Source organism: Ruegeria sp. YKSE079, from assembly GCF_059612845.1.
This window is the reverse complement of the sequence record NZ_JBXWRJ010000024.1, coordinates 19,239-45,228: the sequence shown is the minus strand read 5'-3', so window position 1 is coordinate 45,228 and position 25,990 is coordinate 19,239. Positions and strand designations below refer to the sequence as shown.

22 protein-coding genes and 1 riboswitch are annotated in these 25,990 nt (G+C 59.1%); of the genes, 6 read left to right on the top strand and 16 right to left on the bottom strand.

The features are described 5' to 3' along the window. The first annotated feature begins 265 nt into the window (after nucleotides 1-265). Entirely contained in the window at nucleotides 266-1,210 is a 945-nt protein-coding gene (locus AC2FMY_RS18800) for a fatty acid desaturase family protein (RefSeq protein WP_496745015.1), read from the top strand. On the opposite strand, the gene AC2FMY_RS18795 is transcribed toward AC2FMY_RS18800, so the two are convergent. The 5 genes from AC2FMY_RS18795 to AC2FMY_RS18775 form a co-directional block, all read right to left on the bottom strand. Beyond that, entirely contained in the window at nucleotides 1,207-2,847 is a 1,641-nt protein-coding gene (locus tag AC2FMY_RS18795) for a N,N-dimethylformamidase beta subunit family domain-containing protein (RefSeq protein WP_496745017.1), read from the bottom strand. The genes AC2FMY_RS18800 and AC2FMY_RS18795 overlap by 4 nt on opposite strands. Nucleotides 2,848-2,936: 89 nt before the next feature. Beyond that, nucleotides 2,937-3,656 carry an aspartate/glutamate racemase family protein gene (locus AC2FMY_RS18790; protein ID WP_480748041.1) on the bottom strand — a complete coding sequence of 240 codons (720 nt, stop codon included), beginning with the start codon at nucleotides 3,654-3,656 and terminating at the stop codon, nucleotides 2,937-2,939. Between the two features lie 2 nt (nucleotides 3,657-3,658). Further along, nucleotides 3,659-4,924 carry an NAD(P)/FAD-dependent oxidoreductase gene (locus AC2FMY_RS18785; RefSeq protein WP_496745019.1) on the bottom strand — a complete coding sequence of 422 codons (1,266 nt, stop codon included), beginning with the start codon at nucleotides 4,922-4,924 and terminating at the stop codon, nucleotides 3,659-3,661. A 4-nt stretch (nucleotides 4,925-4,928) separates the two neighbouring features. Continuing rightward, a complete protein-coding gene (locus tag AC2FMY_RS18780; RefSeq protein ID WP_480748043.1) occupies nucleotides 4,929-7,142 on the bottom strand; it encodes a TRAP transporter permease in 2,214 nt (737 codons plus the stop codon). 95 nt (nucleotides 7,143-7,237) lie between these two features. Next, nucleotides 7,238-8,248, bottom strand: a complete 1,011-nt coding sequence (locus tag AC2FMY_RS18775) for a TAXI family TRAP transporter solute-binding subunit (RefSeq protein WP_496745021.1) — start codon at nucleotides 8,246-8,248, stop codon at nucleotides 7,238-7,240. A 126-nt stretch (nucleotides 8,249-8,374) separates the two neighbouring features. Between AC2FMY_RS18775 and AC2FMY_RS18770 the strand changes: the two genes are divergently transcribed. Further along, entirely contained in the window at nucleotides 8,375-9,364 is a 990-nt protein-coding gene (locus tag AC2FMY_RS18770; protein ID WP_496745023.1) for a LysR family transcriptional regulator, read from the top strand. Here the strand turns inward: AC2FMY_RS18770 and AC2FMY_RS18765 are convergent. From AC2FMY_RS18765 to AC2FMY_RS18750, 4 genes are all read right to left on the bottom strand, one after another. Next, the gene (locus tag AC2FMY_RS18765) at nucleotides 9,337-10,329 is read right to left on the bottom strand and encodes a D-cysteine desulfhydrase family protein (protein WP_496745024.1); all 993 of its coding nucleotides are present in this window, start codon (nucleotides 10,327-10,329) and stop codon (nucleotides 9,337-9,339) included. The genes AC2FMY_RS18770 and AC2FMY_RS18765 overlap by 28 nt on opposite strands. Nucleotides 10,330-10,404: 75 nt before the next feature. Continuing rightward, a complete protein-coding gene (locus tag AC2FMY_RS18760) occupies nucleotides 10,405-12,384 on the bottom strand; it encodes an oxidoreductase (RefSeq protein WP_496745027.1) in 1,980 nt (659 codons plus the stop codon). Between the two features lie 22 nt (nucleotides 12,385-12,406). Continuing rightward, a complete protein-coding gene (locus AC2FMY_RS18755) occupies nucleotides 12,407-14,452 on the bottom strand; it encodes an FAD-dependent oxidoreductase (protein ID WP_496745029.1) in 2,046 nt (681 codons plus the stop codon). A 10-nt stretch (nucleotides 14,453-14,462) separates the two neighbouring features. After that, complete coding sequence (locus tag AC2FMY_RS18750) at nucleotides 14,463-16,031, bottom strand: trimethylamine methyltransferase family protein (RefSeq protein WP_480748049.1); 1,569 nt, start codon at nucleotides 16,029-16,031, stop codon at nucleotides 14,463-14,465. Nucleotides 16,032-16,138: 107 nt separating this feature from the next. Here AC2FMY_RS18750 and AC2FMY_RS18745 point away from each other — a divergent pair, with 107 nt between their 5' ends. After that, nucleotides 16,139-16,750, top strand: coding sequence for a TetR/AcrR family transcriptional regulator (locus AC2FMY_RS18745; protein ID WP_480748050.1), 612 nt, complete (start codon nucleotides 16,139-16,141; stop codon nucleotides 16,748-16,750). A 122-nt stretch (nucleotides 16,751-16,872) separates the two neighbouring features. On the opposite strand, the gene hemA is transcribed toward AC2FMY_RS18745, so the two are convergent. Next, nucleotides 16,873-18,096, bottom strand: coding sequence for a 5-aminolevulinate synthase (hemA, locus tag AC2FMY_RS18740; protein WP_496745032.1), 1,224 nt, complete (start codon nucleotides 18,094-18,096; stop codon nucleotides 16,873-16,875). Nucleotides 18,097-18,301: 205 nt separating this feature from the next. On the opposite strand from hemA, the gene AC2FMY_RS18735 reads away from it, so the two are divergent. Both AC2FMY_RS18735 and AC2FMY_RS18730 read left to right on the top strand, forming a co-directional pair. Next, nucleotides 18,302-19,003, top strand: coding sequence for a Crp/Fnr family transcriptional regulator (locus AC2FMY_RS18735; protein ID WP_480748052.1), 702 nt, complete (start codon nucleotides 18,302-18,304; stop codon nucleotides 19,001-19,003). Next, nucleotides 19,003-19,566 (top strand): DUF4202 domain-containing protein, encoded by a 564-nt coding sequence (locus tag AC2FMY_RS18730; protein WP_480748053.1) that lies wholly within the window; start codon nucleotides 19,003-19,005, stop codon nucleotides 19,564-19,566. The genes AC2FMY_RS18735 and AC2FMY_RS18730 overlap by 1 nt, the downstream gene beginning before the upstream one ends. A 10-nt stretch (nucleotides 19,567-19,576) precedes the next feature. On the opposite strand, the gene AC2FMY_RS18725 is transcribed toward AC2FMY_RS18730, so the two are convergent. The 6 genes from AC2FMY_RS18725 to AC2FMY_RS18700 are packed head-to-tail and all read right to left on the bottom strand — an operon-like array spanning nucleotide 19,577 to nucleotide 25,009. Further along, nucleotides 19,577-19,849 (bottom strand): cytochrome C oxidase subunit IV family protein, encoded by a 273-nt coding sequence (locus tag AC2FMY_RS18725; RefSeq protein ID WP_496745034.1) that lies wholly within the window; start codon nucleotides 19,847-19,849, stop codon nucleotides 19,577-19,579. Nucleotides 19,850-19,854: 5 nt separating this feature from the next. Next, nucleotides 19,855-20,403, bottom strand: a complete 549-nt coding sequence (locus AC2FMY_RS18720) for a cytochrome c oxidase subunit 3 (protein WP_480748055.1) — start codon at nucleotides 20,401-20,403, stop codon at nucleotides 19,855-19,857. After that, nucleotides 20,400-22,322, bottom strand: coding sequence for a nitric oxide reductase activation protein NorD (locus tag AC2FMY_RS18715; protein ID WP_480748056.1), 1,923 nt, complete (start codon nucleotides 22,320-22,322; stop codon nucleotides 20,400-20,402). Before AC2FMY_RS18715 ends, AC2FMY_RS18720 begins: the two co-directional genes overlap by 4 nt. 9 nt (nucleotides 22,323-22,331) lie before the next feature. After that, nucleotides 22,332-23,141 carry a CbbQ/NirQ/NorQ/GpvN family protein gene (locus tag AC2FMY_RS18710; RefSeq protein ID WP_496745037.1) on the bottom strand — a complete coding sequence of 270 codons (810 nt, stop codon included), beginning with the start codon at nucleotides 23,139-23,141 and terminating at the stop codon, nucleotides 22,332-22,334. Between the two features lie 5 nt (nucleotides 23,142-23,146). Continuing rightward, nucleotides 23,147-24,544 (bottom strand): cbb3-type cytochrome c oxidase subunit I, encoded by a 1,398-nt coding sequence (locus tag AC2FMY_RS18705; protein WP_480748058.1) that lies wholly within the window; start codon nucleotides 24,542-24,544, stop codon nucleotides 23,147-23,149. A 15-nt stretch (nucleotides 24,545-24,559) separates the two neighbouring features. Further along, nucleotides 24,560-25,009, bottom strand: coding sequence for a c-type cytochrome (locus AC2FMY_RS18700; RefSeq protein ID WP_480748059.1), 450 nt, complete (start codon nucleotides 25,007-25,009; stop codon nucleotides 24,560-24,562). Nucleotides 25,010-25,226: 217 nt separating this feature from the next. After that, nucleotides 25,227-25,329, top strand: a riboswitch (yybP-ykoY riboswitch). 73 nt (nucleotides 25,330-25,402) lie between these two features. Here AC2FMY_RS18700 and AC2FMY_RS18695 point away from each other — a divergent pair. Further along, nucleotides 25,403-25,963 carry a manganese efflux pump MntP gene (locus AC2FMY_RS18695; protein ID WP_480748060.1) on the top strand — a complete coding sequence of 187 codons (561 nt, stop codon included), beginning with the start codon at nucleotides 25,403-25,405 and terminating at the stop codon, nucleotides 25,961-25,963. The last annotated feature ends 27 nt before the right edge of the window (nucleotides 25,964-25,990 follow it).

Here is a 25,990-nt window from a genome sequence, read left to right as displayed (position 1 = left end):
TTGGGTTAATCCTTGTGGGACTGGTGGGGGCAGTCGCAAACGATTTGCACGCACCAGAGGCTGTAATGGCTGCAGCCGCGTCAGGGGCCACGATTTTTGTGTGGGTCTGTGCAGGGTTCCGCGGGCCGGGTGGCTCCGGGGAACGTTGTCGCAAACCAATGGTTAACGAGTGCCTATGACGCGGCTGCCGACGCAGTAGTGACGCTGCGGCGAAATTGACAGGCGCAGCCCGAATCTGAGACGTTTCCGACCGGGAGGCGCCGTGATGACACCCGGAAAGGCCTATCTGACTACCGAAGAGATTCGTCCTCTGGCGCAACGCTCAGATCGCATGGGTGTGTGTCTGGTGGTTCATTGCTGGGGAACAATCGCGGCGGCGCTGATTGTTTTTGCACTTTGGCCGAACCCTCTGACTTTCCTACTTGCCGTGGTTGTCATCGGATCGCGCCAACTTGGGCTGGCGATTTTGATGCATGATGCAGCCCACAATGCCTTGTTCCGCAACAAGCGTTTGAACGAATTGGTCGGCGAGTGGCTGTGCGGCAGGCCTATTCTGGCGGAGCTTGAGGCTTATCGTCACTATCACCTTACCCATCATCGCTTTACCCAAACCGAAAAAGACCCCGATCTGGTCCTGTCCTCAAAGTTTCCGACCTCACATGCCTCGATGCGGCGTAAGTTCACACGCGACCTGACAGGGCGAACGGGGTTGAAACAGCTTTGGGGCCAGATCGTGATGTCGTTTCGACTTGCGGGGGACAAGGATGCAGTCGAAGCGGCGGCCTCGGATTTCGCCCAAAGCTTCAATGCGGCCCAACTTTGGAAATCCCTCCCAATTTTTCTGGGCATCATGTTCGTCATGGGGCTGGCGGGCCAGTGGTGGTGGGGACTTGCCTTCTGGTTGCTACCCTATCTCACATGGTTTCAGTTCGTCTTGCGCATCCGCAACATCGCGGAACACGGAGCGACCGAAAAATCAGAAAACCCGTTGCAAAACGTCCGCACAACCTTTGCCGGTCCAGTAGCGCGATTGCTGGTGGCCCCCTATTGGGTCAACTACCATCTGGAACATCACATGATCATGCATGTGCCCTGTTACAACTTGCCAAAACTGCACAAATTGCTGCTCAGCAAAGGGCTGGGTCACAGAATGCGCACAGCACCCAGTTACGGGCACGCACTGCGTGAAGCAGGGTGGCGTTCAGGCTAGGCGGCGGGCGTACCAAAGCGGTCAAGCACGTTGCGCGTAACGCATTCGACCTGCCAGTCTTGGCGCGCAAGGCCCATGACCCACTCGCAGGTGGCGGCGTTGAATACCGCCCCCTGACCGCGTTCCCAATACACGATCACCCCGTTGCCGCGCACTGCCCGGTCCAGAGTTTTGTCACTAAGCTCCCCAAACATGGCAAGCGCTTTGAACGCGGCATCGTCGGAACCGATGTAAATCGTCTCACCCCATACACCATGTTCCGGTTCCACATTCGTAGCCAGACCCATCGCGATGATCTCGACGTTTTGATCGGTGCCGTCTGCACCGGTTGGAAATGGCAACCCATCCTCCATCCGATAGTCCAGCCCATCGACCTCATAGCCAAAGATGCGCGATCCGGCCCCCAGTACGTCGCCATAGCCCAGTTGGGTACCCTCCAGCGCCCAGTGTCCAGGTCGGTAGGTAGTGAACCCGCCGCTGCCCTGCCCTGCGCACCGCCCCAGACCAGCATAAACCCCCATCAACCCGTTCGCCCCGAATGTTTGTGATCCGGGCCATTTCACTGGCGCAGCCTCCCACGCGCCGGTCACCAGAACCTCGTGATCGGTGCCCATAACCGGGTCGCAGTCACGCGCGGTGTATTTGTAGCAGATCTGCCTTCTTCCTTCGTCCTCGATCCGGGTCTGCCACAGGAAGTTACCCGCGAATCGGGCGACGTTGCCGCCGCGTTCGACAAACCGGTCCACTGCGCGGCGCATGTTTGCGCTCCAGTACTCGTCATGGCCTACAAACACGGCGCAGCGATGCGCATTCAAAAGGTCTGGGTCCATTTCCAGATCGTGCTGCGTAACGATTTCAAACTCATACCCCTGCGCTTCGGCCCAGCGGGCAAAGTGGCGTTCGTAACTGGCCCAACCAGCAGAGGCATATTTCTTTGAGTACCCATAGGCATAGGCCCATTCCATGTACGGATAGCGAACCATCCCTCCCGGCACGTGTGGTTTTTCCGGCAAAGCGCGCGGCGCGCCTTCGGGCAGTTTGCAGAACCCTCGCGTCCACGGGCGCTGCGTCGAAACAACGGGGGAAAACGCGTTACCGTCTGGACCGGTGATACCTTCATAGTGGTTCGATCCGCCCCAGCAATTGTAGGCCAGCCATGTCCCCGTAGCGCAAACCAGAACGAAAGGTGCTGCCGGGCGATCGGTTGCCCTACGCAAGAAAAACAGGTGATGCTCTTCGACCATGTCCGCACCCCGGCGGGCGCGCAGGGTAACCAGATATCCACCCTCCATCCAGTCCTGCGGAATGTCGAACTCAAACTCGACTGGCCAACCGCATCCTTCAACGGAACAGTCGACAGGCGTAGGGTGATGTGTGCCTGGCAGATCGGTTCGATGAAAAAGAGGGGCGTAGCGGGCGCCGTCGCGTCCGATCTCGACATCCCAGGAATCGCCCGTCGTCGAAACGCGCAGTGCAAGCCGCTCGCCGGGACGATAGGTGTAGCAATCGGAATAGCCCCAGATCTCAAGCACAGCGCCATCACGCGACGGGCCGATATAGTAGTTATCAAGAATATGCCGCGCCTTGGCGCGGGTACGCGGCGTGGTCGCGGGGGTGGCGCATTCGCTGGTCCGCATGATGAATTCCTGTTTTCCGGCCCGACCTGAGCACAGTAATCAGAAGAATTTCATCCAGATCAACATATTCAGCTCAAGCCGAACCCTTTTCAGTCGTACCTGATCTGGCCTGCATATGGGCTGCGCGTCACGATGTTGTGGACCATTGTCGCCAATGTCGTCAGGTCGGCTATAGGCAATCCCAACACTTCTTGCAGGCGGTGCGCATACGGCGGAAGGTCGGTACATTCCAGAACGATCGAATTGACATCCGGATTGTCTGCTACCAGTTGACGGCCAACAGTGGCGAGTTCCTGAGCCAGTACCTCTTGGTCGATTTCCGGCCGATTGTCATCAAGGATCACGTCCCGGAATTCCGGCTGTTCTTCCATCCCCGCAATGGCGACGGGCGTCGTTCCCGCCCCGACTGCATCCATATGCGCCTGTGTCAGCGCCGATTTGCGGGCAGTGATCACACCGACCTTGCCACGCTGCCCTGCCATCTGGTGCATCAACGGGATCTGGATCAGGCTGGAAGAAAACACGGGTATCGAAACCTGTGCTGCCAACTCGCGGTGAAACAACGCCATGAATCCACAGCTGCCGGTGATGGCGGCGCATCCCTGAGCCTCCAGTTCCCTTGCCGCGTCCAGAAAGGGTGAGAAGAACTCGATACTGGGTCGTTCCAGCAACTCGCGGATGGTTGTGCCTCGCACGATCCGTTTGACCGTCGGGAATGGCAAGCTTTCACTGCACCGGATATGGCCGGGTGGTTTGGCGAAATGTGTATCGAGACAAAGTATGCCGATCGGGGTGTTTGTGACTGTCATGGTCAAAGGTCCGTTGTTGGGATCAGTCCGCGGGAAAAGCGGCCCGTGGAATAGGCCGAGCAATCAATGTTGTTACTGCGCCCCGACAGTATGTCCGCCAGCAGTTCCCCGGTTTTCGGTGCCATCATCAATCCCCAGTGAGAATGACCAAAGCCCGCAAACAGGCCCGGTTGATCATCAAATTCGCCGATCATTGGCAGGCTGTCAGGAAAGGTCGGGCGGCGACCCATCCAGAAACTCGGGCGATCGGTCGCGAGATCCGGAAAGGCGGCCTTGGCCTGCGCCAGCATTCGGGGTTGCTTGCGAGGATCTGGTGGGTCGTTCACATCGCCGAATTCGGCTTGTCCAGCGATACGCATACCGCCTTCCATGCTGGATGCCACGATCTTGGCATCGGTATCCATGACCGAATTGTTCACCTCAATCCCCGGAGCAGAAAACTCCAGGTGATATCCACGCTCGGCCACCAGCGGTACGTTGATACCCAAAGGCCGCAGGATCTCGGGCGACCACGCCCCCATCGCGATCACCACCCGGGAGGCTTCATAAACACCCGCATTGCAGGAAATGCGCCACCCCAGATCGGTACGCATCAGGCCGGTGACCTGCTCCTTGACAATTTCGACACCAAGCGAACGAGCCTTGTCGGCCAGGGCCGCGCCAATACGCCCCGGTGAAAGGGCGCGGGCCTGATCGTGGATCAGAACGGCCGCCTTGAAATCGTGCGACAAAGCAGGCTCAATCCGGCGCAATTCATCCACCCCCACCAGTTCAAGACGCGCGCCCTTTTCTTGGCGAATGCGATAGTCCAGAGACCGCAGCGAAGCCTTGTCGCCCTCGCGAAAGGCGTGGATATAACAACTGTCGCGCACCAAACCTTCTGCCCCGGTGCCTTGCAGATGCCGACGATAAAGGTCGATCGAAGGGCCGCACAGCACCTCCATCGCATCGGCGGCCCGCTGCACACGGGCTTCGGTTCCGTTACTCAAAAACGCCAGACCCCAACGCGCCATCCTGGGCCAGAATGTCGTGCGTACGGCCAGTGGTCTGTATTTGCCGAACAGCAAATGGGGCATCTGTTTCCACGTCCCCGGCAGAGCCTGCGGGATGATGGACCATGGCGAGATGACGCCGGCATTGCCAAAAGAGGTCTCTTGCCCAGGATCGCCCCGGTCAATCAGTCGCGCCGCGACGCCGCGCTCAGCGAGGGAGAGGGCGGTGCAGATGCCAACAACACCTGCACCGAGAATGGTGACATCCTTTTCCATCGAGTTACGCCACGGAAGTTTGCGCCCGTCGGGCGATGATCTGGCTTAGGATTGCCGGGCTGGCAATTGCAAGCGCCACCAGATCGGCCTGCAGCGATGGAGCGATGAAAACAAGACCCGAGATTGCCATCAGGATCCGATAGAACACACCCATCGGTGCCAGCCAGTAACCCACGACTGCCGTCGACAGGGCGATGACACCCGCAATGCAACTGGTGGCCGTATAGCTGAACTCGACGAAGTTGAAGCCGGTCGATGAGACGAACAGCAGCACCGGCGCATAGACGAACGCCATTGGAGCCACCACCTTTCCCAATCCCAGCGAGAAGGCCGACAAGCCGGTCCGGAACGGGTTGGAGTTGGCAATGGCCGCAGCCGCGTAAGCCGAGGTACAAACCGGCGGGGTGATCTCAGCCACTACGCCATAGTACAACACGAACATATGACTCGCGATCGGTGGGATGCCAAGCTGTGCCAACGCGGGCTGAGCCACCGAAACCAGCATGATGTAAAGCGCCGTGGTCGGCACCCCCGCCCCCATCAGGATACAGGCAACAGCGATGAAGATCAGGCTGATGAAGAGCGTCAGATCCTCGACTGCGAACAACTCGAAGCTGCCGAAAGTCAGAAGGCTGTTGAGATCACCGCCAAGGTTCGCTGCGGCCTGCGTAACCATGAAACCGATCCGGAACCCGACGCCGGTGGTGTTGATCACACCGATGACGATGCCGACAGCTGCCGAGGCCGCGCCCACGGCCAGCGCGTATTTCACGCCGGTTTCAAGCGTATCCGCCATTTCCGTGATTGTCGTGCGGCCCTGTGGGTTGAATGTGGCGATGACCGATCCCGCAATGAGGATGAGGGACATCGTCAGATCAAAGCCATCGCCGGCATATTTCCACAGTACAAAGGCGATGAACGCTGCGGGAATTGGCAGAGTCAGCGGCTCTTTGTAGCGGGCCATACCAGCGATCAGTGCCAGGGATATACCGCAGAACGCAGACATATAGGGGGTGTACCCCGAGAACAGAACCACCAAAAGCCCGACCAGCGGAACGATGTTGGCCCAGCCTTCGCGCCACACTTCGCCAAGCTTCGGCAGCATTTCCTTGGACAGACCCTGCAGGTTCAGGCGGCGCGCCATCAGATGCACCACTGTGAAGACGCCGGTATAGTGCAACAGCGCCGGAAAGATCGCCGCAATGACAATCGTGGTATACGGCACTTCCAGGAATTCAGCCATGATGAAGGCCGCAGCGCCCATGATCGGTGGCGTGATCTGCCCACCCGCCGACGCCGCCGCCTCGACCCCGCCTGCGAAATGGCCTGGGTAGCCAAGCCGTTTCATGTTCGGAATGGTCAGCGCCCCGGTCGAGACGGTGTTCGCCACCGAAGAACCCGAAATCGTACCGAAAAAGGCGGACGAAACCACCGACACCTTAGCCGGGCCACCGGTATAGCGGCCCGCCAGAATGGTGGCATTGTCAATGAAGAGCTGCCCCAACCCGGTGCGCTGCGCAATCACACCGAACAGGACAAAGTGGAAAACGATCGTCGAGACGACCCAGAGCGTGACGCCAAAAATGCCTTCCTGCGGGAAGTACATCGAGCTGACGAATGTTTTAAATTTGACGCCAGGATGCTGAAGGATGCCCGGAAAGATCGGACCGAACAGCGCATAGGCCATAAAACAGCAGATGATCAGCGGCAGAATCCAACCCAGCGTCCGGCGCGCAATATCGAGAACCAGAACGATCAGGATGCAGCCGAATATCATGTCATAGGTGTTCGGATTTCCCATCCTGAAGGTCATTTCTTCTACACCAAGGAAGGGAATACCATGCCAGGCGAACCCCAGATAAAGTGAGGCCGCCACGCCCAAAACCATCAGCATCACATCCAGATAGGGCACGCCGCCCAGATGGAACGCACCGGTTTTCAGGTCGAACGAAGTTTTGGTCTTGATATGCGGGAACAACGCGTAAATCAGGATAAACAACCCCGACAGGTGCCAACCCATGTGCCAATAATCAGGCGGCAGTCCAAACCCTGCGGTCAGATAGTGGTACGTGGCATAGATCAGGGCCACATAACGCAGGAACTTTCCGAACCGGTCCGAAACTTCGCGTGTCGCGGCACCTTCGTCGAATTTCTCTTCGATTGCGGCCAGCTCTTCGGCGGACAGTTCCGGAGACTCGTGGTTTGGCGCGTTGCTCATGGCCCGCCCTCTCGCATCAAGTGTGGTGTGGGATTGATTGGGCGGCGCAGCTTACGCCCGCCGCCCAGGACTTGGAATAACCGAGGAGAGAGGGGTTACTCCAGAACGCCAGCTTCTTTGTAGAACTTCTCGGCACCCGGGTGCAGCGGGACGCCCAGATTTGCGATCCCGTCAAGCGCGGTATCCAGTGTGATTTGCTTGCCCTTGGCGTGGCCGTTATCCAACAAATTGCGGGTGTTGTCGTTCCACATTGCCTTGGTGATGCCATAGACCAGTTCGTCGGACAGGTCGGACGAAACCACCAGCAATGCCGAAACCGCCGGGGTTTTCACTTCATAGTCGACACCTTCATAGACACCGGCCGGAATCTTTGACGGGATATAGGCCGGGATGATCTCATTGATCTTGGCAAGATCCTCGTCGGTGAAGCTGTGCAGGTCCATACCTTTGGTCGAGGCGAGCTGAACCATCGCCGAAACCGGCCAACCGGCCGCATAGAAATAGCCGTCAAGCTGACCGTCAGCCAGACGTTCGGCCGACTGGCTGTTGTTCAGTTCGGCCTCTTCCATGTTGTCGCGGGTCACGCCCCAGGCCTCGAGCATCTGCAGGACTGCAACTTGGGTTCCCGATCCCGCCTGAGCGATGCCCACGCGTTTATCTGCCAGATCGCCAAGGTTGCTGATCGACGTACCCTTGGGCAGAACCAGGTGCAGGTCTTCGGGGAACAGGTTCGCGACGATACGCAGCTTGGGATGCGGCTTGCCTTCGAACTTGCCTTCGCCCAGATACATCGAACGCGTGACGTCCGCAGCCGCCAGACCAGCTTCAAGCTCGCCGTTCTCGACAGCGGTATTGTTGAACACGGACGCGGTGGTCGATTGTGCGATGGCGATCAGGCCCGGCACGCCGCACTGGCCACCTTCCTCACAAGGGCGCGAGCCCGGAGGGGACGAGATGCCGTTTGCGATGGTGCCGCCAATGGGGAAATAGGTGCCGCCTGCACTGCCCGTGCCAATGCGGAAGAAGGTCGGGTCCTGAGCATAAGCTGCGCCAGCTGCCAGAGTGGCTGCCAGAACAGCTCCGCCAAGATTTCTGATGAAAGCCATTTTTGTCTCCCTTTGGTGTGATTGGACGTTAGGTCACGATCCTTATTCTGAAACGATGATCGAACTTTTAAATAAATGCAAATTTGATTACTTTAGGTTAGGCAAAGTTTTCCTTATGGATTTACGATGAATCTATCCCAAATCACTGCGTTTCGCGCTGTCATGAACTCGTCATCTCTGTCTGAGGCAGCACAGAAACTGGGCAGGACCCAACCTGCGGTCAGCCTGGCGATTCGATCTTTGGAAGATTCGCTGGGTTTGAAACTGTTCGAACGTCGGGGTCGCCAACTGGTTCCGGTACCCGAGGCCCGCTATCTTCTTGCCGAAACCAGCGATATTCTGGATCGTCTATCCACAGTGGCCGGAACCATGAAAAGTCTGGTCAGAGGCGAGCGCGGAACTTTGAACATTGCGTCGATGCCAGGTCCTTCGGCGTTTCTGTTGCCACGATTTATCAGTCGCGCTATCGGCGATGTGCCAGATATTCGCGTGTCCCTGTCATCACGGACCTCAATGCAAATCCGCGAATTGGCAGCGACGCAGGCTTTCGACTTTGGTTTTGCCGATCTTGCGGTCGGCCCGGGCGACGACCGCACATTTCAGCAGGAACTTATCACCGCAAACTGTTTTTGCGCGCTACCCCGCTGCCACCCTCTGGCCGAGCGCGACACGATTTCCTGTCAGGATCTGGACAGTGTTCCGCTGGGCACATTGCAGAGCTATCACGTGATGCACCAACGAACTCTCAAGGCTCTGCGCGACGCCGGAGCCACGCCGAACATACTTCTTGACAGCCAGTTTTTCGCCCCCTTGATGCAATTCATCAGCGCAGGGCGCTGCCTGTCCATCGTCGACCCCCTGACGGTCGTCAACGAACAAGAAACCAACACGACTCGAGGCGAGGTCGTCTTTCGCCCGATGCCCGACATTTTCAGGTACGAATACGTGATCCTGACCCCGCTTTATCGACCGCTCTCGCAACTTGCTAAAAAGATCAAGGAGGGTTGGCAGACCGAGGTTGTCGCACTCCTGGACAGTATCGGCGCGCACCCAGATATCTCCGCCATCGAAGACGAGACTGAAATCCCTCAGAATGCTGCTTCCAGGCCGGATTGATAACCGAACAACGCAGCCAGACCGCCCGTGTGCACGAACAGAACCCGACTTCCTTGCGCGATTTCTCCACTCGCCGTTAGGGCCGGGATGGCCGCAAAGGCCTTGGCCGTATAGACTGGGTCAAGCAGAATACCTTCCTGCCGCACCATCATTTCCATTGCAGATTTGGCGGCTGGTCCGAATTGCCCATACCCGGGTGCGAGCGCCCCGTCCCAGATGCGGATATCCTGCGACGTCACCGAAGACGCGTGCTCGGTCAACTCGCTCAACCGGTCAAGAACCTCGGCTATGCGCAGGCTCTGCGACTCGCGCGACCGGCGCACACAACTCCCGATGACGGTGGCCTGTCCGCCCGCCCCACGCAATCCGGTCAAAAGCCCTGTATGGGTCGCCCCGCTGCCGGAAGAAACGACAACAGTGTCGAAATCACCAGCTTGCGCCACAATCTCCTGTCCGGCCCGGACATAACCCAAGGCGCCGAGCGGCGGGTTGTTCACCGCGAGAGGAATGACATACGGATGACGCCCCGCCTCGCGCAGTTCTTCTGCCCGGGCACGCAAGGCCGCATCGGCACCCGCCTCGTTCTCGCCTTCAGGGTAGTGCATGATTTCGGCCCCAAGAACGCGCAGCAGTAGGACATTGCCAGAGGTCCGATAGATCTCGTCAACGCCATTCACACGCTCTTCAAGCTGCACGACGGTCTGCATACCCAGCGAGGCGGCGGCTGCAGCCGCAGTGCGAACGAAATTCGACTGGACCGCACCGGTAATCAGTATCGTGTCGGCATCCGCCGCCTGCGCCGCGCCCAGATAGTATTCCAATTGCCGGGACTTGTTGCCACCAAATGGTGCCCCGGCCAGATCATCCCGCTTGATCCACAGGTCGATGCCAAGATGCCCGGAAAGCCGCGGCAGGCGATAAAGCGGCGTGTTCGACGCGGCAAGGTCGGCACGAGGTCTGTCCATGAGAAGCTCTCCGAAACCCGGGATGATGTATGGAAAACCTAAACACCTCCCGCACGCCGGCACAAGCCAATCCGGCTATAGGGTCAATCCGGTCACCCGTCCCTCATATATTGCAGCCGCAGCCAGGCGCGGCGCGTACACGTCACCGACCAAACGAGGATGGATGCCCCTGGAACGCAGGTCATCGTGCAGGGTTCTGTCGACGATGTTGCCCGTGGCCAGAACCAGTGAGTCTGCCTCGATCCTGCTTTCTCGCCCAGACAGCAGGCAAAACACATTGGCACCGGAACCGGTCCATTCGGAAATCGCGCTTTCAGTGACGAACCGCACGCCAAGTGCGGTCAGTGACCGGCGCGCGGGCAAATCTGTGGCCGAGCGGATCAGGTCGCGCGCCACCATCGGGCTTGGTGTCACGATCGTTACGTCGTGCCCTGCCTCGGCCAAATGCCAAGCCGTGCCGATCCCGCGCCAGTTTCCGGCCTCATCCAGAACAACAACCCGCTTGCCCAACCTCGCGGCACGCCCCATGACGTCCTCGGGCGACCAGACATTCGCACCACTGGCGCCGGGCATTGCGGCCACATGCGGCAGCGCCTTTTGAAACCCGGTTTCCGCAGGCAGCGACCCCGTGGCCAGAACCACCTGATCCGCACCGATGCCTGAAATGTCATCCGCATCAAGAAACGTGTTGAACCGCAAATCAACGCCCAACTTGTCCAGTTGCCGACCATACCACGCAATAAGATCCGCAATTTGCGCCCTGCGCGGTTGCAATCCCGCAAGACGGAACTGACCGCCCAGTTCCGAGGAGGCCTCCGCCAGTAAAACCCTATGACCTCGCTCCGCCGCTACGCGAGCGGTTTCCAGACCGGCGGGGCCAGCCCCCACCACCAGAATGGTCTTGGGGTCGTCGGTTTTCGCGAAACGATCGCCGCCCCACAGATACTCATGCCCTGCAGAAGGGTTGATCAGGCACGATATGTAATAGTCACGCCCCCGCCGTCCCCAGCATTGTTGATTGCAGGACAGACAGCCGCGAATATCCTCGACCCGATCCTCTCGGGCCTTGGTGACCAGATGCGGGTCCGCGATCTGACCGCGCACGATCGAGACAAGATCGGCCTGCCCACCCCCTAGTAGAGCGTTGGCGTTCTCAGGCGTCCGGATATTGGCCTCAGCCGTCACCAGCGCATTCCGAACCACCTTTTTCAGGCGGATCGACAGGTCGACTCCCAGACCCTCCGGATACTGGAAACTGGGCAAGATCTTGTAGAAATCAAAATAGCTTCCTGAACCAACAGTCACATAGTCCATCAAACCTTCGGCGTCGTGCAAAGATATGATCTCGACCATCTCGTCCCGACTGAGGCAGACTTCGACTTCGGCATCGTCGTTGATCGCCAAGCCTACAATGAAATCCTCGCCACAAGCCGCGCGAATGCGGCGCAGGATATCGCGGGAAAACCGGGTTCGGTTTTCCAAACTACCGCCCCATTCATCCGTGCGCTTATTGGAAAATGGCGTCCAGAACTGATCAAGCAGACAGTGATAGGCCGCCCAAACCTCGACGCCGTCGAACCCAGCACTCTGGCATCGGATAGCAGCCTGAACGAAACCTTCGATCGTCTCCTCGATCTCGTCGGCGGTCATTTCGTGACTACCGTCACTATCGTGATAGCTGGGACCGCCCGAAGGTGACCAGTTGGCATGCCAACTGTTGTCCCAATCCCCATGCGCACCGACGTGATACAGTTGCTGTATCATCACCGCACCCTGCGCCTTGCAAGCTTCGGTCAGGCGGGCAAAGTGCGGGATTACATCGTCGCTGCAATGTCGGAAGTTGCCGCGGGTCAGAACCGCCGCCGGATGAACCGGCATCGGCTCTACCACGATCATCGCGGCCCCACCAATGGCGCGCTCCAGATAATAGCCCAGGTGTTGGTCACCCGGCACCCCATCCTGCGCCATATTGGTCGTGTGTGCGCCAAAGACGATGCGATTGTGCAAGGTCTTGTGGCGCAAGCGCACCGGGGTGAAGACGTGCTTGAGGCTCATGGCAAACCTGTGAACATGCGTATCAGATGTCTTTCACCAGCCGTAGAGCGTCATAGATTGCCGCATGTGTATTGCGGGCACTGACGGCATCTCCGATTCGAAACAGTTTGAAGTTGCCCTCAGGGTTGCGTGTTACTTCCTGCGGCAGACCCGCGATCAGCGCATCATAATCGACCGCCCCCTCGTTCGACGACAGCGGTTTGAGGTCGAAGTAAAGGTCGGCAAGCGGCATGGTGCCATAGTTCACCACAACCTGATCATAGGTCTTTTCGGACGTGAAGCCGCTGTAATCCGTACCAATCACTGCGCTAAGCTGGTTTCCGTCACGCTCAACGTCCAGTAGTCGGCGCGCGACAGTAAAGGTCGTTTCCTTATCCTGCAATGCACGCATATAGGGCACGAGGTTCATCCCCATGATGTCGGGCGCAAACATGCGGTCAGGCGTCATGACTTCAACCTTCGCACCCGCACTTGCCGCAACTTCGGCGGCCATAAGGCCGGGGTGATCACCACTTTCGTCATAGACAAGCACGTTCTGGCCAGGTTTCACATCACCCGAAATCATGTCCCAGGCACTGACCAGAAGGTCGTTTTCCTTTTTGCTTTCAAACAACTCGGTGTTGGCAATACCACCGGTCGCCACGATTACCACATCCGGGTTCAGCGCGGTGATATCCTCGGACTCGGCCCAGGTGTTGAAACGGAATTCGACGTCGCGCGCGGCGCATTGGGCCATGCGCCAATCGATGATGCCGATCATCTCGCGCCGGCGCGGGTTCTGTGCCGTCAGGCGCACCTGGCCACCCGGATCGGGTTGCGCCTCGAACACGGTGACGTCATGCCCCCGTTCGGCGGCCACACGAGCGGCCTCCAAACCTGCGGGACCGGCCCCGACGATCACCACTTTCTTGCGTGTTTCAGCGGGTGATATTTCGTGCGGCATGGTCAGCTCGCGACCCGTGGCGGCATTGTGCATGCACAGCGCCTCTCCGGCCTGATAGATCCGGTCAAGGCAATAGGTAGCGCCCACACACGGGCGGATATCGTCTTCGCGCCCCTCGACAATCTTTCTGACGATGTGCGGGTCCGCCATATGCGCGCGCGTCATGCCCACCATGTCCAACAGGCCCGAGGCAACGGCATGGCGCGCTGTAGCCACATCGGGGATTTTCGAGGCGTGGAACGTTGGCAGGCCGGTCGCCTTCCTGACCTCACCGGCGAAATCCAGATGCGGCGCATTCTTCATGCCCTGAACCGGAATCACATCGGTCATCGCCGGGTCAGTATGAATACGCCCCCGGATCACGTTGAGAAAATCGACCATGCCGCTATCGGCAAGGCGTTTGGAGATTTCCAGCCCTTCCTCTGGCGAAATGCCGCCCTCCTCTGCCTCGTCGGCTGTATAACGCAGGCCGACAATGAAGTCGTCGCCTACCCGTTTGCGGATGTGGCGCAATACGTCGAGAGGCATCCTCAGTCGGCTATCCAGTGTCTGTCCGCCATAAGGACCTTCCAGATCGTTGGTGAGCGGCGACCAAAACTGGTCGAGCAGGTGGCCATAGACCTGCAATTCGATCCCGTCCATACCGCCTTCTTTCATCCGTTCGGCGGCATCGGCAAAATCCGAGATAATGCGCTCGATGTCCCAGTCCTCGGCAAGCTTCGGGAACGATCTGTGCGCAGGTTCGCGATGTTTCGACGAACTGACCGACGGCAGCCAGTCGCCCTTGGCCCAGCCGGTACGGCGGCCCAGATGGGTCAACTGGATCATTACCGCGCATCCGTGTTCGTGGCAGGCATCCGTCAGATTCCTGATCCACGGCACCACCTCATCCTTGTAGGCGAGGATATTGTTGAACACCGGCGGGCTGTCCTTGGAGACCGCCGCCGAGCCGGCCGTCATCGCCAGCGCCACGCCCGCCTTTGCGCGCTCCGCATGATAGGCGGCGTAACGGGCTTTCGGCATCCCGTCCTCGGGATAGGCCGGTTCATGACTGGTGGTCATGATGCGGTTGCGCAGGGTCAGGTGTTTCAACTGATAGGGCTGCAGCAGCGGGTCTTTGGACATGACTTTTCCCTCAGTACCAGGCGTCGGCCATTGCGGCTTTCTTTCGAGCGACGAAATCCTTCAAAGCTTCATCGGTTGCTTCATCCATGGCGGGCGCCTCATAGGCGTTCAGCAGGTCTTTCCAACGCTTGTTGGCGCGTTGGGCGTAATCCACACCGCCCTGTTCTTCCCATGTCTCGAACGGCTGATCGTCGTTCAGTCCACTGTCCCAATAGGCGGTTTCGTAGTGGCGCAGGGTGTGATCGGTTCCAAACAGGTGTTCACCGGGTCCGTTCTGCGCCAATGCCTCAAAGCCCAGCGTATCCTCGTTAACGTCGATACCCCTCAGATAGGAATGAAGTGCGCCGCACATATCGGTGTCCATTACGAACTTCTCGTAGGACATTGACAGCAAGCCATCAACAAACCCGGCCGAGTGCAGAATGTAGTTGGCCCCGCCCTGTACCGCCGACATCATCGACATCATAGCTTGCTGCATCGCTTGCCCGTCAGGCGCCTTGGAGGTCGAGAAGTTGCCCGCACAACGCAGCGGCATGTTCAGGCGTCGAGCCAACTGTCCCATGATCAGGGAACCAAGCGCGGGTTCCGGTGTGCCAAAGGTGGGCGACCCCGACCGCAACGACATCGACGAGAGGAACCCGGCCAGAATGGCAGGCGAACCCGGCCGCACCAACTGGGTCAGCGCACACGACGCCATCGACTCCGCCAGACACTGCGCCACTGCCCCGGCCATGGTCAGCGGCGACACTGCACCACCCAGCAGAAACGGCAGATGGATTGAACCCTGCCCCGCCTCGGCATAGGTTCGGATTCCCGCAGTCGTCACCCCGTCCAGAACCAGCGGCGAGGTTGTGTTGAAGTTACCCATGATCACGCAATTTTGGTCGACGAAATCAGACCCGAATAGAATGCGGCACATCTCGATGCTGTCGGCGGCGCGTTCAGGCGCGGTGATCGACCCCAGAAAAGCCCGGTCTGAATACCGCATGTGAGCATAGACCATGTCGAGGTGCCGTTTGTTCACCGGAACATCGGTCGGCTCGCAGATGGTGCCACCCGAATGGTGCAGCCAGGGCGAGGATTGCGCCAGCTTCACCAGATTCTCGAAATCGGCGATGCTGCCATACCGCCGCCCCTTGTCCAGATCCATCACGAAGGGCGAACCATAAGACGGCGCGAATACCATTGCATCGCCGCCGATCTCGACATTATTGGCCGGGTTGCGTGCGCATTGGGTAAAACGCGCAGGCGCCGACCTCAGCAATTCCCGCACCATTCCCGGCTCGAATCTCACGTTCCACGCCTCGGCGGACACATCAGTCACAGTTGCCCCGGCCTGCTGGTACAGTCGCACGGCTTCGGCATCCTCCCGCACCTCGATGCCGATCTCGGCCAGGATGCGTTCCGCCGTCGCCTCGATCCGATCCAGGCTTTCCTCGCTGGCAAGATCATAGGTGGGAATGCGACGGGTGATATAGGGCACTCGCAGATGCAGGTTTTGCCCCGGCTCAGCCGAACGCGAGGGTTTTCCTGAATTGCGGCGAGAACGACGAGAGCGGGTTACGGGCTCAGCTGTCATAAGGCGATTCCTGGCACAGGGTTGCGTCTATTGACATATGTGTTGCTTATCTTGACACATGTGTCAATATTGTTGTGCACCCCTCACGGACCTGATACGGCGCTCAGATGATCGAAGAGTTGAAACATGGTGGAACAGAAGCCGCATGGCTGACGGCGGCTTATGAGTTGCTGACGGAAAGCGGTGTCGAGGCCGTCAAAGTCATGCCGTTGGCCAAGCATCTCGGTGTCGCGCGCTCAGGGTTCTATTGGCATTTCAAGGACCGCGACGCGCTGCTCGAAGCGATGATTCGCCACTGGGAAGATAAAAACACCGGCAATCTGGTCGCACGAACCGAAGCCTATGCCGAAAGTATTGTCGAAGCGATGTTTAACCTGTTTGACTGCTGGCTGGACGACACGCTGTTCGACGCCAAGCTTGATCTGGCCATCCGCAACTGGGCGCGCAACGACCCGGCGCTGGAACCGCGCCTGAACGCCGCCGACAAGGCACGGCAGAATGCGCTGGTCGCGATGTTCCTGCGATTCGGGTACGCGAAATCGGCGGCCGAAGTCCGGGCTTTGACCGTGATGTACACGCAGGTCGGCTATATCTCGATGCGGATTGAAGAGAACCGGGAAACCCGGATTACAAACATGCCCGACTATGTCGAGGTATTCACGGGTGTTAAAGCGAGCGAGGCGGATTTCGAGCGATTCAAGTCGCGCCACGCCACTTGATCACAGCGCATTGCCGACGATCCGCGACGGTGCCTCACCACCACATAACCGACTATTCTATCCGCCCCTAAAAAACGGCGGCTCAGAGAGCCGCCGGAGTGTCAGGGAGACAAAATTCGGTACTATTGCGCTGCCATCGGCATTCTGGCGATCTGGCACCGTTGCCAGAGTTTAGACAGCGCTCCGACCAGATGATCGATATCCTCATCCGTGTGCACCGGAGACGGCGTGATACGCAGACGTTCGGTTCCCTTGGGAACCGTGGGATAGTTGATGGGCTGGATATAGATGCCGAACTCTTCCAGCAGCGTGTCCGAGATGAATTTGCATTTGACCGGATCGCCCACCATCACCGGGATGATATGGCTGGGGTTGGGCAGATGCGGGATACCTTCAGCGTCCAGACGAGCTCGTACCTGTTCGACGCGCGCCTTCTGCGCATCACGTTCAACCGGCGATTGCTTCAGGTGACGTATCGAAGCAGCTGCGCCAGCGGCAACAGAAGGTGGCAAAGCCGTGGTAAAGATGAACCCGCTAGCAAAGCTGCGCACGAAATCGCATAGCGCAGCAGAGGCGGCAATGTATCCGCCAACCACACCGAATGCCTTGCCCAGGGTTCCTTCGATCACCGTCAGGCGGTCCATCAGACCCTCGCGCTCGGCAATACCGCCGCCGCGCGGGCCATAGAGACCTACGGCGTGTACCTCGTCCAGATATGTCATGGCACCGTATTTATCTGCCAGGTCGCAGATTTCCTTGATAGGCGCGATATCGCCATCCATGGAATAGACCGATTCAAAGGCAATCATCTTGGGCGCCACCGGATCGGCGGCGGCCAGCTTTGCCTCAAGATCCGCAAGATCGTTATGTTTCCAGATTATCTTTTGCGCCCGCGAATGACGGATGCCCTCAATCATCGAGGCGTGGTTCAGCGCGTCCGAGAACACGATAAGACCGGGAATTTTCGAGGCCAACGTACCCAGCGCCGCCCAGTTCGAGACATAGCCCGAGGTAAATAGCAGCGCCGCCTCTTTTCCATGCAAATCGGCCAGTTCGCCCTCAAGAAGAACATGGTCATGCGTGGTGCCGGATATGTTGCGCGTCCCCCCGGCTCCGGCCCCGCAGCGGTCGAGCGCATCGTGCATCGCAGTCAGCACTTTCGGATGCTGCCCCATGCCCAGATAGTCGTTCGAACACCAGATCCGCACATCGCGCTGAACCGGCCCGTCGGTCTGCCGCGCATTCGGGAAGGCACCGCAACGGCGCTGGAGGTCGATGAAGACACGATAGTTCCCCTCGTCCCTCAGCGAATCAAGGCTCTGGGTGAAATAACGCTCGTAATCCATGACTGGCTTCTCCCGGGTATTCTGAGGTTCCCCGCAGACTAGGGCGAGGATCCAGCGCGCCAAATGACAATTGTCAAGTGGCCGCACGGCATTGACTAACAGCGCGCGAAAATGCAGGTGCGCCACACGACTCTTTGCATTAGCTTGGTCGGGGACGGACAAAATGGCCCATAAAGCCTGTCGACGGACGAGAGGGGAAAAGCGCTTGGCGCACGAAGCACAAAAGGCAATCGCACGGCAATCCGTGCTGGTTCGCTCATTGCCGGATCAGCATGTGGACACCCTGCTGAGCCACGCCATCTGGCGTAGCTATGACCGGGGCGAGACGATATTTCTGCAAGAAGAAAAAGCGCAGGCCATCCATGTCGTGATCAGTGGCTGGGTCAAGCTCTTTCGCATGGCTCCGACAGGGGCCGAAGCCGTGGTAAGCGTCTTTACCCGCGGTGAAAGCTTTGGCGAAGCCGTGGCGCTGCGCAATATGCCGTATCCGGTCTCTGCCGAGGCGGTTTCGACCTCCGAAGTGATGCACATCCCCAGCCATGTCTTCATCTCGCTGATGAAGGAAGACCCCGAGATCTGCGTCTCGATCCTGGCATCGACATTCACGCATCTGCACTCACTGGTCGCTCAGTTGGAACAGCTCAAGGCGCAAACCGGGGCGCAGCGGGTTGCCGAGTTCCTGTTGAACCTGTGTGACACAGCAAATGGCACATGCGATGTAACCTTGCCGTACGACAAGATGCTGATTGCCGGACGTCTGGGCATGAAACCGGAAAGCCTGAGCCGCGCGTTCTCCCGCCTGAAAAGCGCCGGAGTGACGGTGAAAAGAAACCACGCCGAAATCGCTGACATCGAAATGCTGCGCGATTACGCCGAAAGCGATCCTGCCGAGAACTGGAGCCGGTGATGAGCGAGCGAATGAACAAAGTGCTTGCGGCGGTCGACGCTGCAAATGAAGCTGATCCAAACAGGGAAGAGGGTCGTCCCGAAGCTCTGCTATATGGTGAAAGGATGAGCTCGGAACTGAACCGGTTGTTCCCCGACGCCTCCGAAATCCTGCAGATTGCCGCACGCGGCCAGCATGTGGAACGCTGGAAGCTGGCTCGGACACAATATCCCGAAGGTCGCGCCGGTTATCTGGCCTGGCGCAAAGCGCAGGGCGTGCATCATGCGGATGTGGTCATGCGGCTGATGGCCGAGGCCGGGTATGACGCCGAAGAAGTCGAAACGGCGGGTCGTATGCTGCGTAAAGAGGGTATCAAGCGCGACGAAGAAGTTCAGGCGCTTGAGGATGTGATCTGTTTCGTATTTCTCAAATGGTATTTTTCCCCGTTTGCCGAAAAGCACTCCGCCGAAAAAATCCAACGCATCGTGGAAAAGACTGCCCGCAAAATGTCGGTCGCAGCGCGGTCTCGAGCCCTCGGCGAATTTGATCTGCCCGAAAACCTGGCCACAGCGTTCCAAAGCTGAAGGGCGGCGGTCAGATCAGATAGAGGCCAAAGACAACGGCAGTGAACCCGGTCAGGACCATGGTGAACCCCCGCAGCCAGCTTGGGCTTTCTTCGAGCGCCAGATAACGGGCGAGGATAACGCGTGATTTGGCGAGCGCCAGAACCAAGATACCCGCGCCGACAACCTTGGGCGAAACGGGCAGAATGGTCAGCAGCGCCGAGGCAAAGCTGAGCATCAGAAGAGCAACCCACGCGCCCGTTAGGCGGTCTGTGTCTCTGTTTCTGGAATGAGAAGAAACCATTTTCGTCACCCCAACAGATAGATCACCGGAAACAGCAGCACCCATACAAGGTCGACCATGTGCCAGAACTGCGACCCCGCCTCGATATTGGCAGGGTCGTCGCGCCAGGCGACCAGCAGCAGGATGCCGGTTCCGGCCAGAACGTGCGCGGCGTGAAATCCCGTCAGCAGATAGTAGAACATGAAGAACGGGTGGGTGTCGAAACCGATGCCATCAGCCGCCTTTCCGGCATATTCCACTCCCTTGATGATCAGGAACAGGACCCCCAGAAGGGCCGCTGAAATCAACGCAAGGCGCGGGGCTTTGCGTTGCCCCTCGCGGCGCCATGCAAGCGCCTTTGCCGCCAGGTAACCTGACGTGACCAGCACCGCAGTGTTAAGTGCAGCGCCAGTGCGATAAAGATGCGACTGCGCCTCGGCAAAACCCGCCGGATCAGTCAGGCGCACCCCCATGAAGGCGATGAGTCCAGCGCCAAAGACCAGCAACTCGCTGATGATCAGCACCCACATGAGCAACTCGCCAGGAAGCTCATCAATCAGGGTGGCGTCGCTCATGCGCCGACCAATTGACGATAGATCTGCGGCAACGCCATAGTCAGGCGGTTCGGGTCGGGGATGACCGCAAAGCCGCCCTGCCCGAACATGCGTGGGAACCAGCTTTTGCCTGTCTTGTCGATGGTTACACCAAAGACGGACTGCCCGGCGCGGCGTGCCTCTCGAACCGCCATGCAGGTGTCTTCGATACCGTGGCGGCCCTCGTAGTGGTCCAGATCGTTGGGCTTGCCATCTGTGATGACCAGCAGCAGGCGTCGTTTGCGGGACTGACTGGCCAGATCGGCCGAACAGTGCCGGATCGCCGCACCCAGACGGGTATAGTGGCCGGGCCGCAGCGAGGCGATGCGCTGTTCCACTGCGGGTCCCATCGGCTCGTCAAACCCCTTGCAGCGCTGGATATACACCCGGTGACGCTTGAGCGAGCTGAAGGCATGGATCGCGAAATCGTCACCGCATGCGTTCAAACCCCACGCCAGCGCCGCCAGCGCCTCACGTTCGATATCGATGACGGCACGGCCCGCGACTGCACTTTCGGTCGAGCGGCTGACATCCAGAACAATCGATACCGCCAGATCGCGCGCCTCGGGTCGCGACTGCATCCAGACCCGTTCGGTTGCTTCGCCATTGGCGAGACGGTCCACCTGGGCCCGTACGGCGGCCTCGATATCCAGTTGATCGCCATCCAGGTGACCACGGGTCATCACGCGCCCCGGGCGCAGGGCCTCGAACTGGCGCTTGACGGCGCGGATGCGGCGGGCGGTGGCGGGGTCTTTGCCAAACTCAGCGGCATCTTCGCGGATATCAGCATCCGAGGTGAGGACATTCACGTGATCCGGCAGGTACTGGCCCGACCGCACGTCCCACTCCGGATAAAGAATGCGGCCTGACGATCGCTCGCGATCCACGTCTTCGGGCGCGAGGTCGAGGTGCAGTTTCAACCGTGTCGGCGGTGCCTTGGAAATCTGCCCCAGACCGATCTCGTCCTGATCGTCGGCTGCTTTCTTGGCATTGTCCGGGTCGTCGTCATCGACGCGGCGGTTGAGGTTCAGGAACTCGGCCCAGCTTAGAATCGCCTCGAACTTGTGCAGAATGAAGCTGTCGTTGCGCTCTGCCTGGTCGGATTTACGGCGGCGCGCCCGGTGGGTTTTCTCGCTCGACTCTTCCGGAGGACCATCGGTGTCGCGGCTTTCCGCCTCGTGATGTTCGGAAAAGGCAACCGCACGCAACTCGGGCCACAAGGCGACCGGGCGGAAGGGCTGATACCCGCGCGGGGCGGTGAGGTCGGCATCGACGGCCCACAACTGCTCAGCCTTGGAGGACAAGGGCTCTGAATTCCCCAACATTTTCCGGATCAGTTCCTCAACTGCGGCCTCAACCGGCGGCAGGTCCGGAACCTCGCGCTGATGCAGCATCCCCTTGCAAAGCTCGTCATAAAGCGGACGCAGACCCGGTGCATTGTCGAAAGTTTCCGTCACCATATCCCTGGCGGCATGCAAGGCACGCAAATCTGCACGCAACAGGTCTTCTTCGTCGATGCGGGTTCCGGCATGGGCTGCAGCGGCAGCAAGCCAGACGTAAAGTGCGCCGTTGGCCTCACGATAGGGAAAGATTGCCAGCCGGTCCGGCAGGCGCAAAACCTCGCCGTCGAACGAGGCGCGCGGCAACAGCTCGGCCTCGGTCGCCAGACGACGGCGCCAGCCTAGCCGGTGGCGGGAAAGCTCAGGCGAAACCGGGCGCAGCTCGACACCCGGACTTCCGCCAAGCCCCCGGAAAAGAACGGCCAGCCGCCCCGCGACCTGCGACAGGTCGACCGCGGCTCCAACGTGCACCTCAGGTGCATCAAGGCGGCTGGCGAGGGTGTGCCACAGTTTCCCGATGGTTTCTTCGGGTTCCCATGGCTCAAAGTCGATCTTGACCATCGGTCGGCCTCACCCAAAGACGGCCGTGACAAGATCGAGGAGCCCGCGTTTGATATCCTCGTCATCGGTCAGAGGTTCGATCATGGCGGCCAGAATGGCGCGATCGGTGGACATGCCCTGCGCGATCAGCGTCGCGGCATAAACCACAAGGCGGGTGGAAACCCCCTCCTCAAGGTCCTGCCCCTTGAGACCGCGCAGCTTGTTCGCCAACCGGATCAGCGGCTTGCAGCGTTCCAGCGACAACCCACTTTCTTCGGCCACGACTTTGGCCTCCAGTTCCGGAGACGGAAAGTCGAACTCAACCGAAATGAATCGTTGGCGGGTGGAAGGTTTCAGGGTTTTCAAGATGTTCTGGTAGCCCGGGTTGTAGGATGCCACCAACATGAAACCGGGCGCGGCCTCAAGCTCTTCACCGGTACGGTCGATCGGCAGGATGCGCCGGTCGTCGGTCAGCGGGTGCAGCACCACGGTCACGTCCTTGCGCGCCTCGACCACCTCGTCAAGATAGCAGATAGCACCCTCGCGCACCGCGCGGGTAAGCGGCCCATCGACCCAGACGGTTTCCCCACCTTTCAACAGGTAGCGCCCGATCAGGTCGGCGGCGGCCAGGTCGTCATGGCAGGCCACGGTATAAAGCGGACGACCAAGTTTGGCGGCCATGTGGGCCACAAACCTGGTTTTGCCGCATCCTGTCGGACCTTTCAGCAGGACCGGCAGACTGTTGTTATATGCAGCGGTGAAGACATCGCATTCATCACCCTGCGAGAGGTAGAAGGGGGCGTCAGCCGCCCCCGTTCCGAGTTTCATGGAGCCGTCCATCCTCATTACTCCGCTGCCACGTGGTCAGGGTCCTTGTCGAGGCGGTCACGCTCAAGCGGACCAGGTTCGACCAGCTCCTTGCGCGGCACCCAGATCGAGTAGATGAAGAGCAACGCGCCAATGACAACCACCAGACCTGCACCGAAGCGCATCCAGTAGAAGATGGCAACCTGATCCTGCACATCCATGTAGTAGTCGCCTACCACACGCTGCATGTGCGTTTGAACAGTTCCCGCAAAGGTCAGCACGAAAGTCATGAACACCATGCCGCTGGTCATCAGCCAGAACGACGCCATGTTCAGTACCTGGTTATACGGATCGCGGTTCAGAAGGATCGGCATCGCATAGCTGAAGATCGCGCAGTTCAAGGCCACATAGGCACCGTAAAAGGCCAGGTGACCATGGGCTGCGGTGATCTGTGTCCCGTGGGTGTAATAGTTCACCCCGTGCAGCGTGTGCAGGAAGCCCCAGATGCCGGCCCCAAAGAAGGCAAGCGTGGCACAGCCCAGCGACCACAACAGCGCGGCCTTGTTGGGGTGGTCACGACGGCCTTTCCAGACCATGACAAAGGCGAATGCCATCATGCCGAAGAAGGGGATCACCTCAAGGCTCGAGAAGATCGAACCGATCCACTGCCAGTAACCGGGAGTACCGATCCAATAGTAGTGGTGGCCGGTGCCCAGGATGCCCGAGAAGAGGGCGGCAGCAACGATGACATAAAGCCATTTTTCGACGATCTCACGGTCAACGCCCGTCAGCTTGAGCATCAGGTAGGCCAGGATCGAGGCCATGATCAGTTCCCAAACGCCTTCAACCCACAGGTGAACCACGTACCACCAGTACTGCTTGTCAAGGCTGAGGTTCGAGGGGTTGTAGAAGCTGAACAGGAACAGCAGCGCCAGCCCCCACAGGCCCAGAAGCAGGATGTTGGTGATTGCGGTTTTCTTGCCCTTCAGCACCGTCATCGAGATGTTGTAGAGGAAGATCAGTGCCGCAACGACGATACCAGCCTTGACCCATTTGGGTTGTTCAAGGAACTCGCGGCCTTCTTTACCCAGCAGCCAGTTACCTTCGAACAGGTTGAAGACATAGGTCAGAACCACGCCCAGCGTACCGACCACGAGGATCAGCAACTGCAGATAGGCCAGCTTGGGCGAGTGTATTTCGCGCTCCGCCTCTTCCGGGATCAGGAAATAGGCGGCGCCGAAGAAGCCAAGGATCAACCACACGATCAATGAGTTGGTGTGCAGCATCCTCACGATGTTGAACGGCAACAGCTCGGAAAGCGTGTTGGGCGCAACATAGATCCAGCCTGCGAGCAGACCGCCCAGCACCTGGATCGCAAACAGCGCCATGGCTACGGCAAAGTAGACCAGAGCGATTTTTTGGGATTCGTATTTCATTTCTCCGTTCCCTCCTTAGCCCGCGTCATTCGGGGGCCAGCCCTGAGCGTCGATATTGTCCGTCCAGATCAGGAAGTTCGCGAGATCCCGGATATCTTCGTCGCTGAGGTTGAATTGAGGCATCTGACGCCGGCCCTCGATGCCCGTGGGCTGCGCCTCCATCCACCCTTTCAGGGTTTCAAAAGCCGCCTCGGGGTCGTCCAGTACGCCCCAACGGGTCATCACATTGGCGACTTCCGGGGCGAAATATGCACCTTCGCCCAGAATCGAGTGGCAGTTGATGCAGGCATGTTTTTCCCAAACATGCTTGCCCCGGGCCACACTGTCGTCGAGTTTGGCCGCGTTTTCCGACCCGATGATGTACAAGTGTGAGTGGGCCGATAAGGCCAGAAAGATTAGTATGAAGAACAGGGACCCGCCATAAAAGATATTGCGGGCCATGCTCTTTGTCATGACTTCGCGCATTGCGCTCTCCTTTGCGCCGCATTGCTGGTGCAAGGAAAATGGCCGCTGGCGCATAGGGACGCCTTAACCAAAGTCAAGACTTCCAGGCATGTTTCGGCCTGTATTGGCGAATTTCCGAAAATGTCGACACTCCCCGGCGGCGGGCCCCAACTTCTGCAATTGCGTCGCAAAATCACATCATACTGTTATCATTGACAAAAACACGAAGCATCCCTATCTCGACGGCATCGGGGAGTAGCAACCGCAAGCGTGCGGGGGCGTGTCAACACACCCGCGGGATATCCGCGTGGCACGCCCGGTCTCGGGACTGTCCCAGGCTCAGCAAGACCGTGGTGATTGGACTCTGCGGGCGGATTCCAAATGGCACCCGGTTCGGCCCACGAGGATGCGCGCATGACCCCGATCACAATCGGCCTGCTGGCCTTGACCATGTCAATAGACGCCTTCGTCGCCTCCATCGGCCGCGGCGCGGTGCGACAGGGCGCGCCGCTTGCGAGCGCCCTGAGGACAGGCGCGGTGTTTGGCCTTGTTGAAACGGTCACACCGCTGCTCGGCTGGGCCCTCGGAGTCGTTGCCAGCCAGTACGTGCAGGCGTTCGATCACTGGATTGCATTCGCGCTACTCGGCCTGGTCGGAATGCGAACAATCATTCATGCGGGCCAGCGCGATGGCGACGGCGGCGCACCCAGGCTGCACTCCCCACTTGCCTTGCTTGCAACGGCCATCGGCACATCTGTGGACGCCATGGCTGTCGGTGTGTCGCTTGCCTTTATAGACGTGGACATCGTGATCATCGCTCTGGCCATCGGTCTGGCAACTATGACGATGAGCACCACTGGCGCTCTGACCGGCCGGTTGCTGGGTCAGCGCTTTGGGCGCAGCATCGAGGTTTTTGGCGGCTTGATCCTGATCGGTCTCGGTCTTGCGATTCTGCTGGAGCACCTGACAGCCTGAGGATTCGGTTTTTTCTGGACCCGACCG

Excerpts from the sequence above, each read along its gene's own strand:
- AC2FMY_RS18725 (WP_496745034.1), bottom strand. The coding sequence starts at position 19,849 with ATGGTTTCTTCTCATTCCAGAAACAGAGACACAGACCGCCTAACGGGC.
- AC2FMY_RS18765 (WP_496745024.1), bottom strand. The coding sequence starts at position 10,329 with ATGGACAGACCTCGTGCCGACCTTGCCGCGTCGAACACGCCGCTTTAT.
- AC2FMY_RS18770 (WP_496745023.1), top strand. The coding sequence starts at position 8,375 with ATGAATCTATCCCAAATCACTGCGTTTCGCGCTGTCATGAACTCGTCA.
- AC2FMY_RS18720 (WP_480748055.1), bottom strand. The coding sequence starts at position 20,403 with ATGAGCGACGCCACCCTGATTGATGAGCTTCCTGGCGAGTTGCTCATG.
- AC2FMY_RS18780 (WP_480748043.1), bottom strand. The coding sequence starts at position 7,142 with ATGAGCAACGCGCCAAACCACGAGTCTCCGGAACTGTCCGCCGAAGAG.
- AC2FMY_RS18750 (WP_480748049.1), bottom strand. The coding sequence starts at position 16,031 with ATGACAGCTGAGCCCGTAACCCGCTCTCGTCGTTCTCGCCGCAATTCA.
- AC2FMY_RS18695 (WP_480748060.1), top strand. The coding sequence starts at position 25,403 with ATGACCCCGATCACAATCGGCCTGCTGGCCTTGACCATGTCAATAGAC.
- AC2FMY_RS18745 (WP_480748050.1), top strand. The coding sequence starts at position 16,139 with ATGATCGAAGAGTTGAAACATGGTGGAACAGAAGCCGCATGGCTGACG.
- AC2FMY_RS18710 (WP_496745037.1), bottom strand. The coding sequence starts at position 23,141 with ATGGACGGCTCCATGAAACTCGGAACGGGGGCGGCTGACGCCCCCTTC.
- AC2FMY_RS18795 (WP_496745017.1), bottom strand. The coding sequence starts at position 2,847 with ATGCGGACCAGCGAATGCGCCACCCCCGCGACCACGCCGCGTACCCGC.
- AC2FMY_RS18715 (WP_480748056.1), bottom strand. The coding sequence starts at position 22,322 with ATGGTCAAGATCGACTTTGAGCCATGGGAACCCGAAGAAACCATCGGG.
- AC2FMY_RS18755 (WP_496745029.1), bottom strand. The coding sequence starts at position 14,452 with ATGTCCAAAGACCCGCTGCTGCAGCCCTATCAGTTGAAACACCTGACC.
- AC2FMY_RS18760 (WP_496745027.1), bottom strand. The coding sequence starts at position 12,384 with ATGAGCCTCAAGCACGTCTTCACCCCGGTGCGCTTGCGCCACAAGACC.
- hemA (WP_496745032.1), bottom strand. The coding sequence starts at position 18,096 with ATGGATTACGAGCGTTATTTCACCCAGAGCCTTGATTCGCTGAGGGAC.
- AC2FMY_RS18775 (WP_496745021.1), bottom strand. The coding sequence starts at position 8,248 with ATGGCTTTCATCAGAAATCTTGGCGGAGCTGTTCTGGCAGCCACTCTG.
- AC2FMY_RS18800 (WP_496745015.1), top strand. The coding sequence starts at position 266 with ATGACACCCGGAAAGGCCTATCTGACTACCGAAGAGATTCGTCCTCTG.
- AC2FMY_RS18790 (WP_480748041.1), bottom strand. The coding sequence starts at position 3,656 with ATGACAGTCACAAACACCCCGATCGGCATACTTTGTCTCGATACACAT.
- AC2FMY_RS18785 (WP_496745019.1), bottom strand. The coding sequence starts at position 4,924 with ATGGAAAAGGATGTCACCATTCTCGGTGCAGGTGTTGTTGGCATCTGC.
- AC2FMY_RS18700 (WP_480748059.1), bottom strand. The coding sequence starts at position 25,009 with ATGCGCGAAGTCATGACAAAGAGCATGGCCCGCAATATCTTTTATGGC.
- AC2FMY_RS18730 (WP_480748053.1), top strand. The coding sequence starts at position 19,003 with ATGAGCGAGCGAATGAACAAAGTGCTTGCGGCGGTCGACGCTGCAAAT.
- AC2FMY_RS18705 (WP_480748058.1), bottom strand. The coding sequence starts at position 24,544 with ATGAAATACGAATCCCAAAAAATCGCTCTGGTCTACTTTGCCGTAGCC.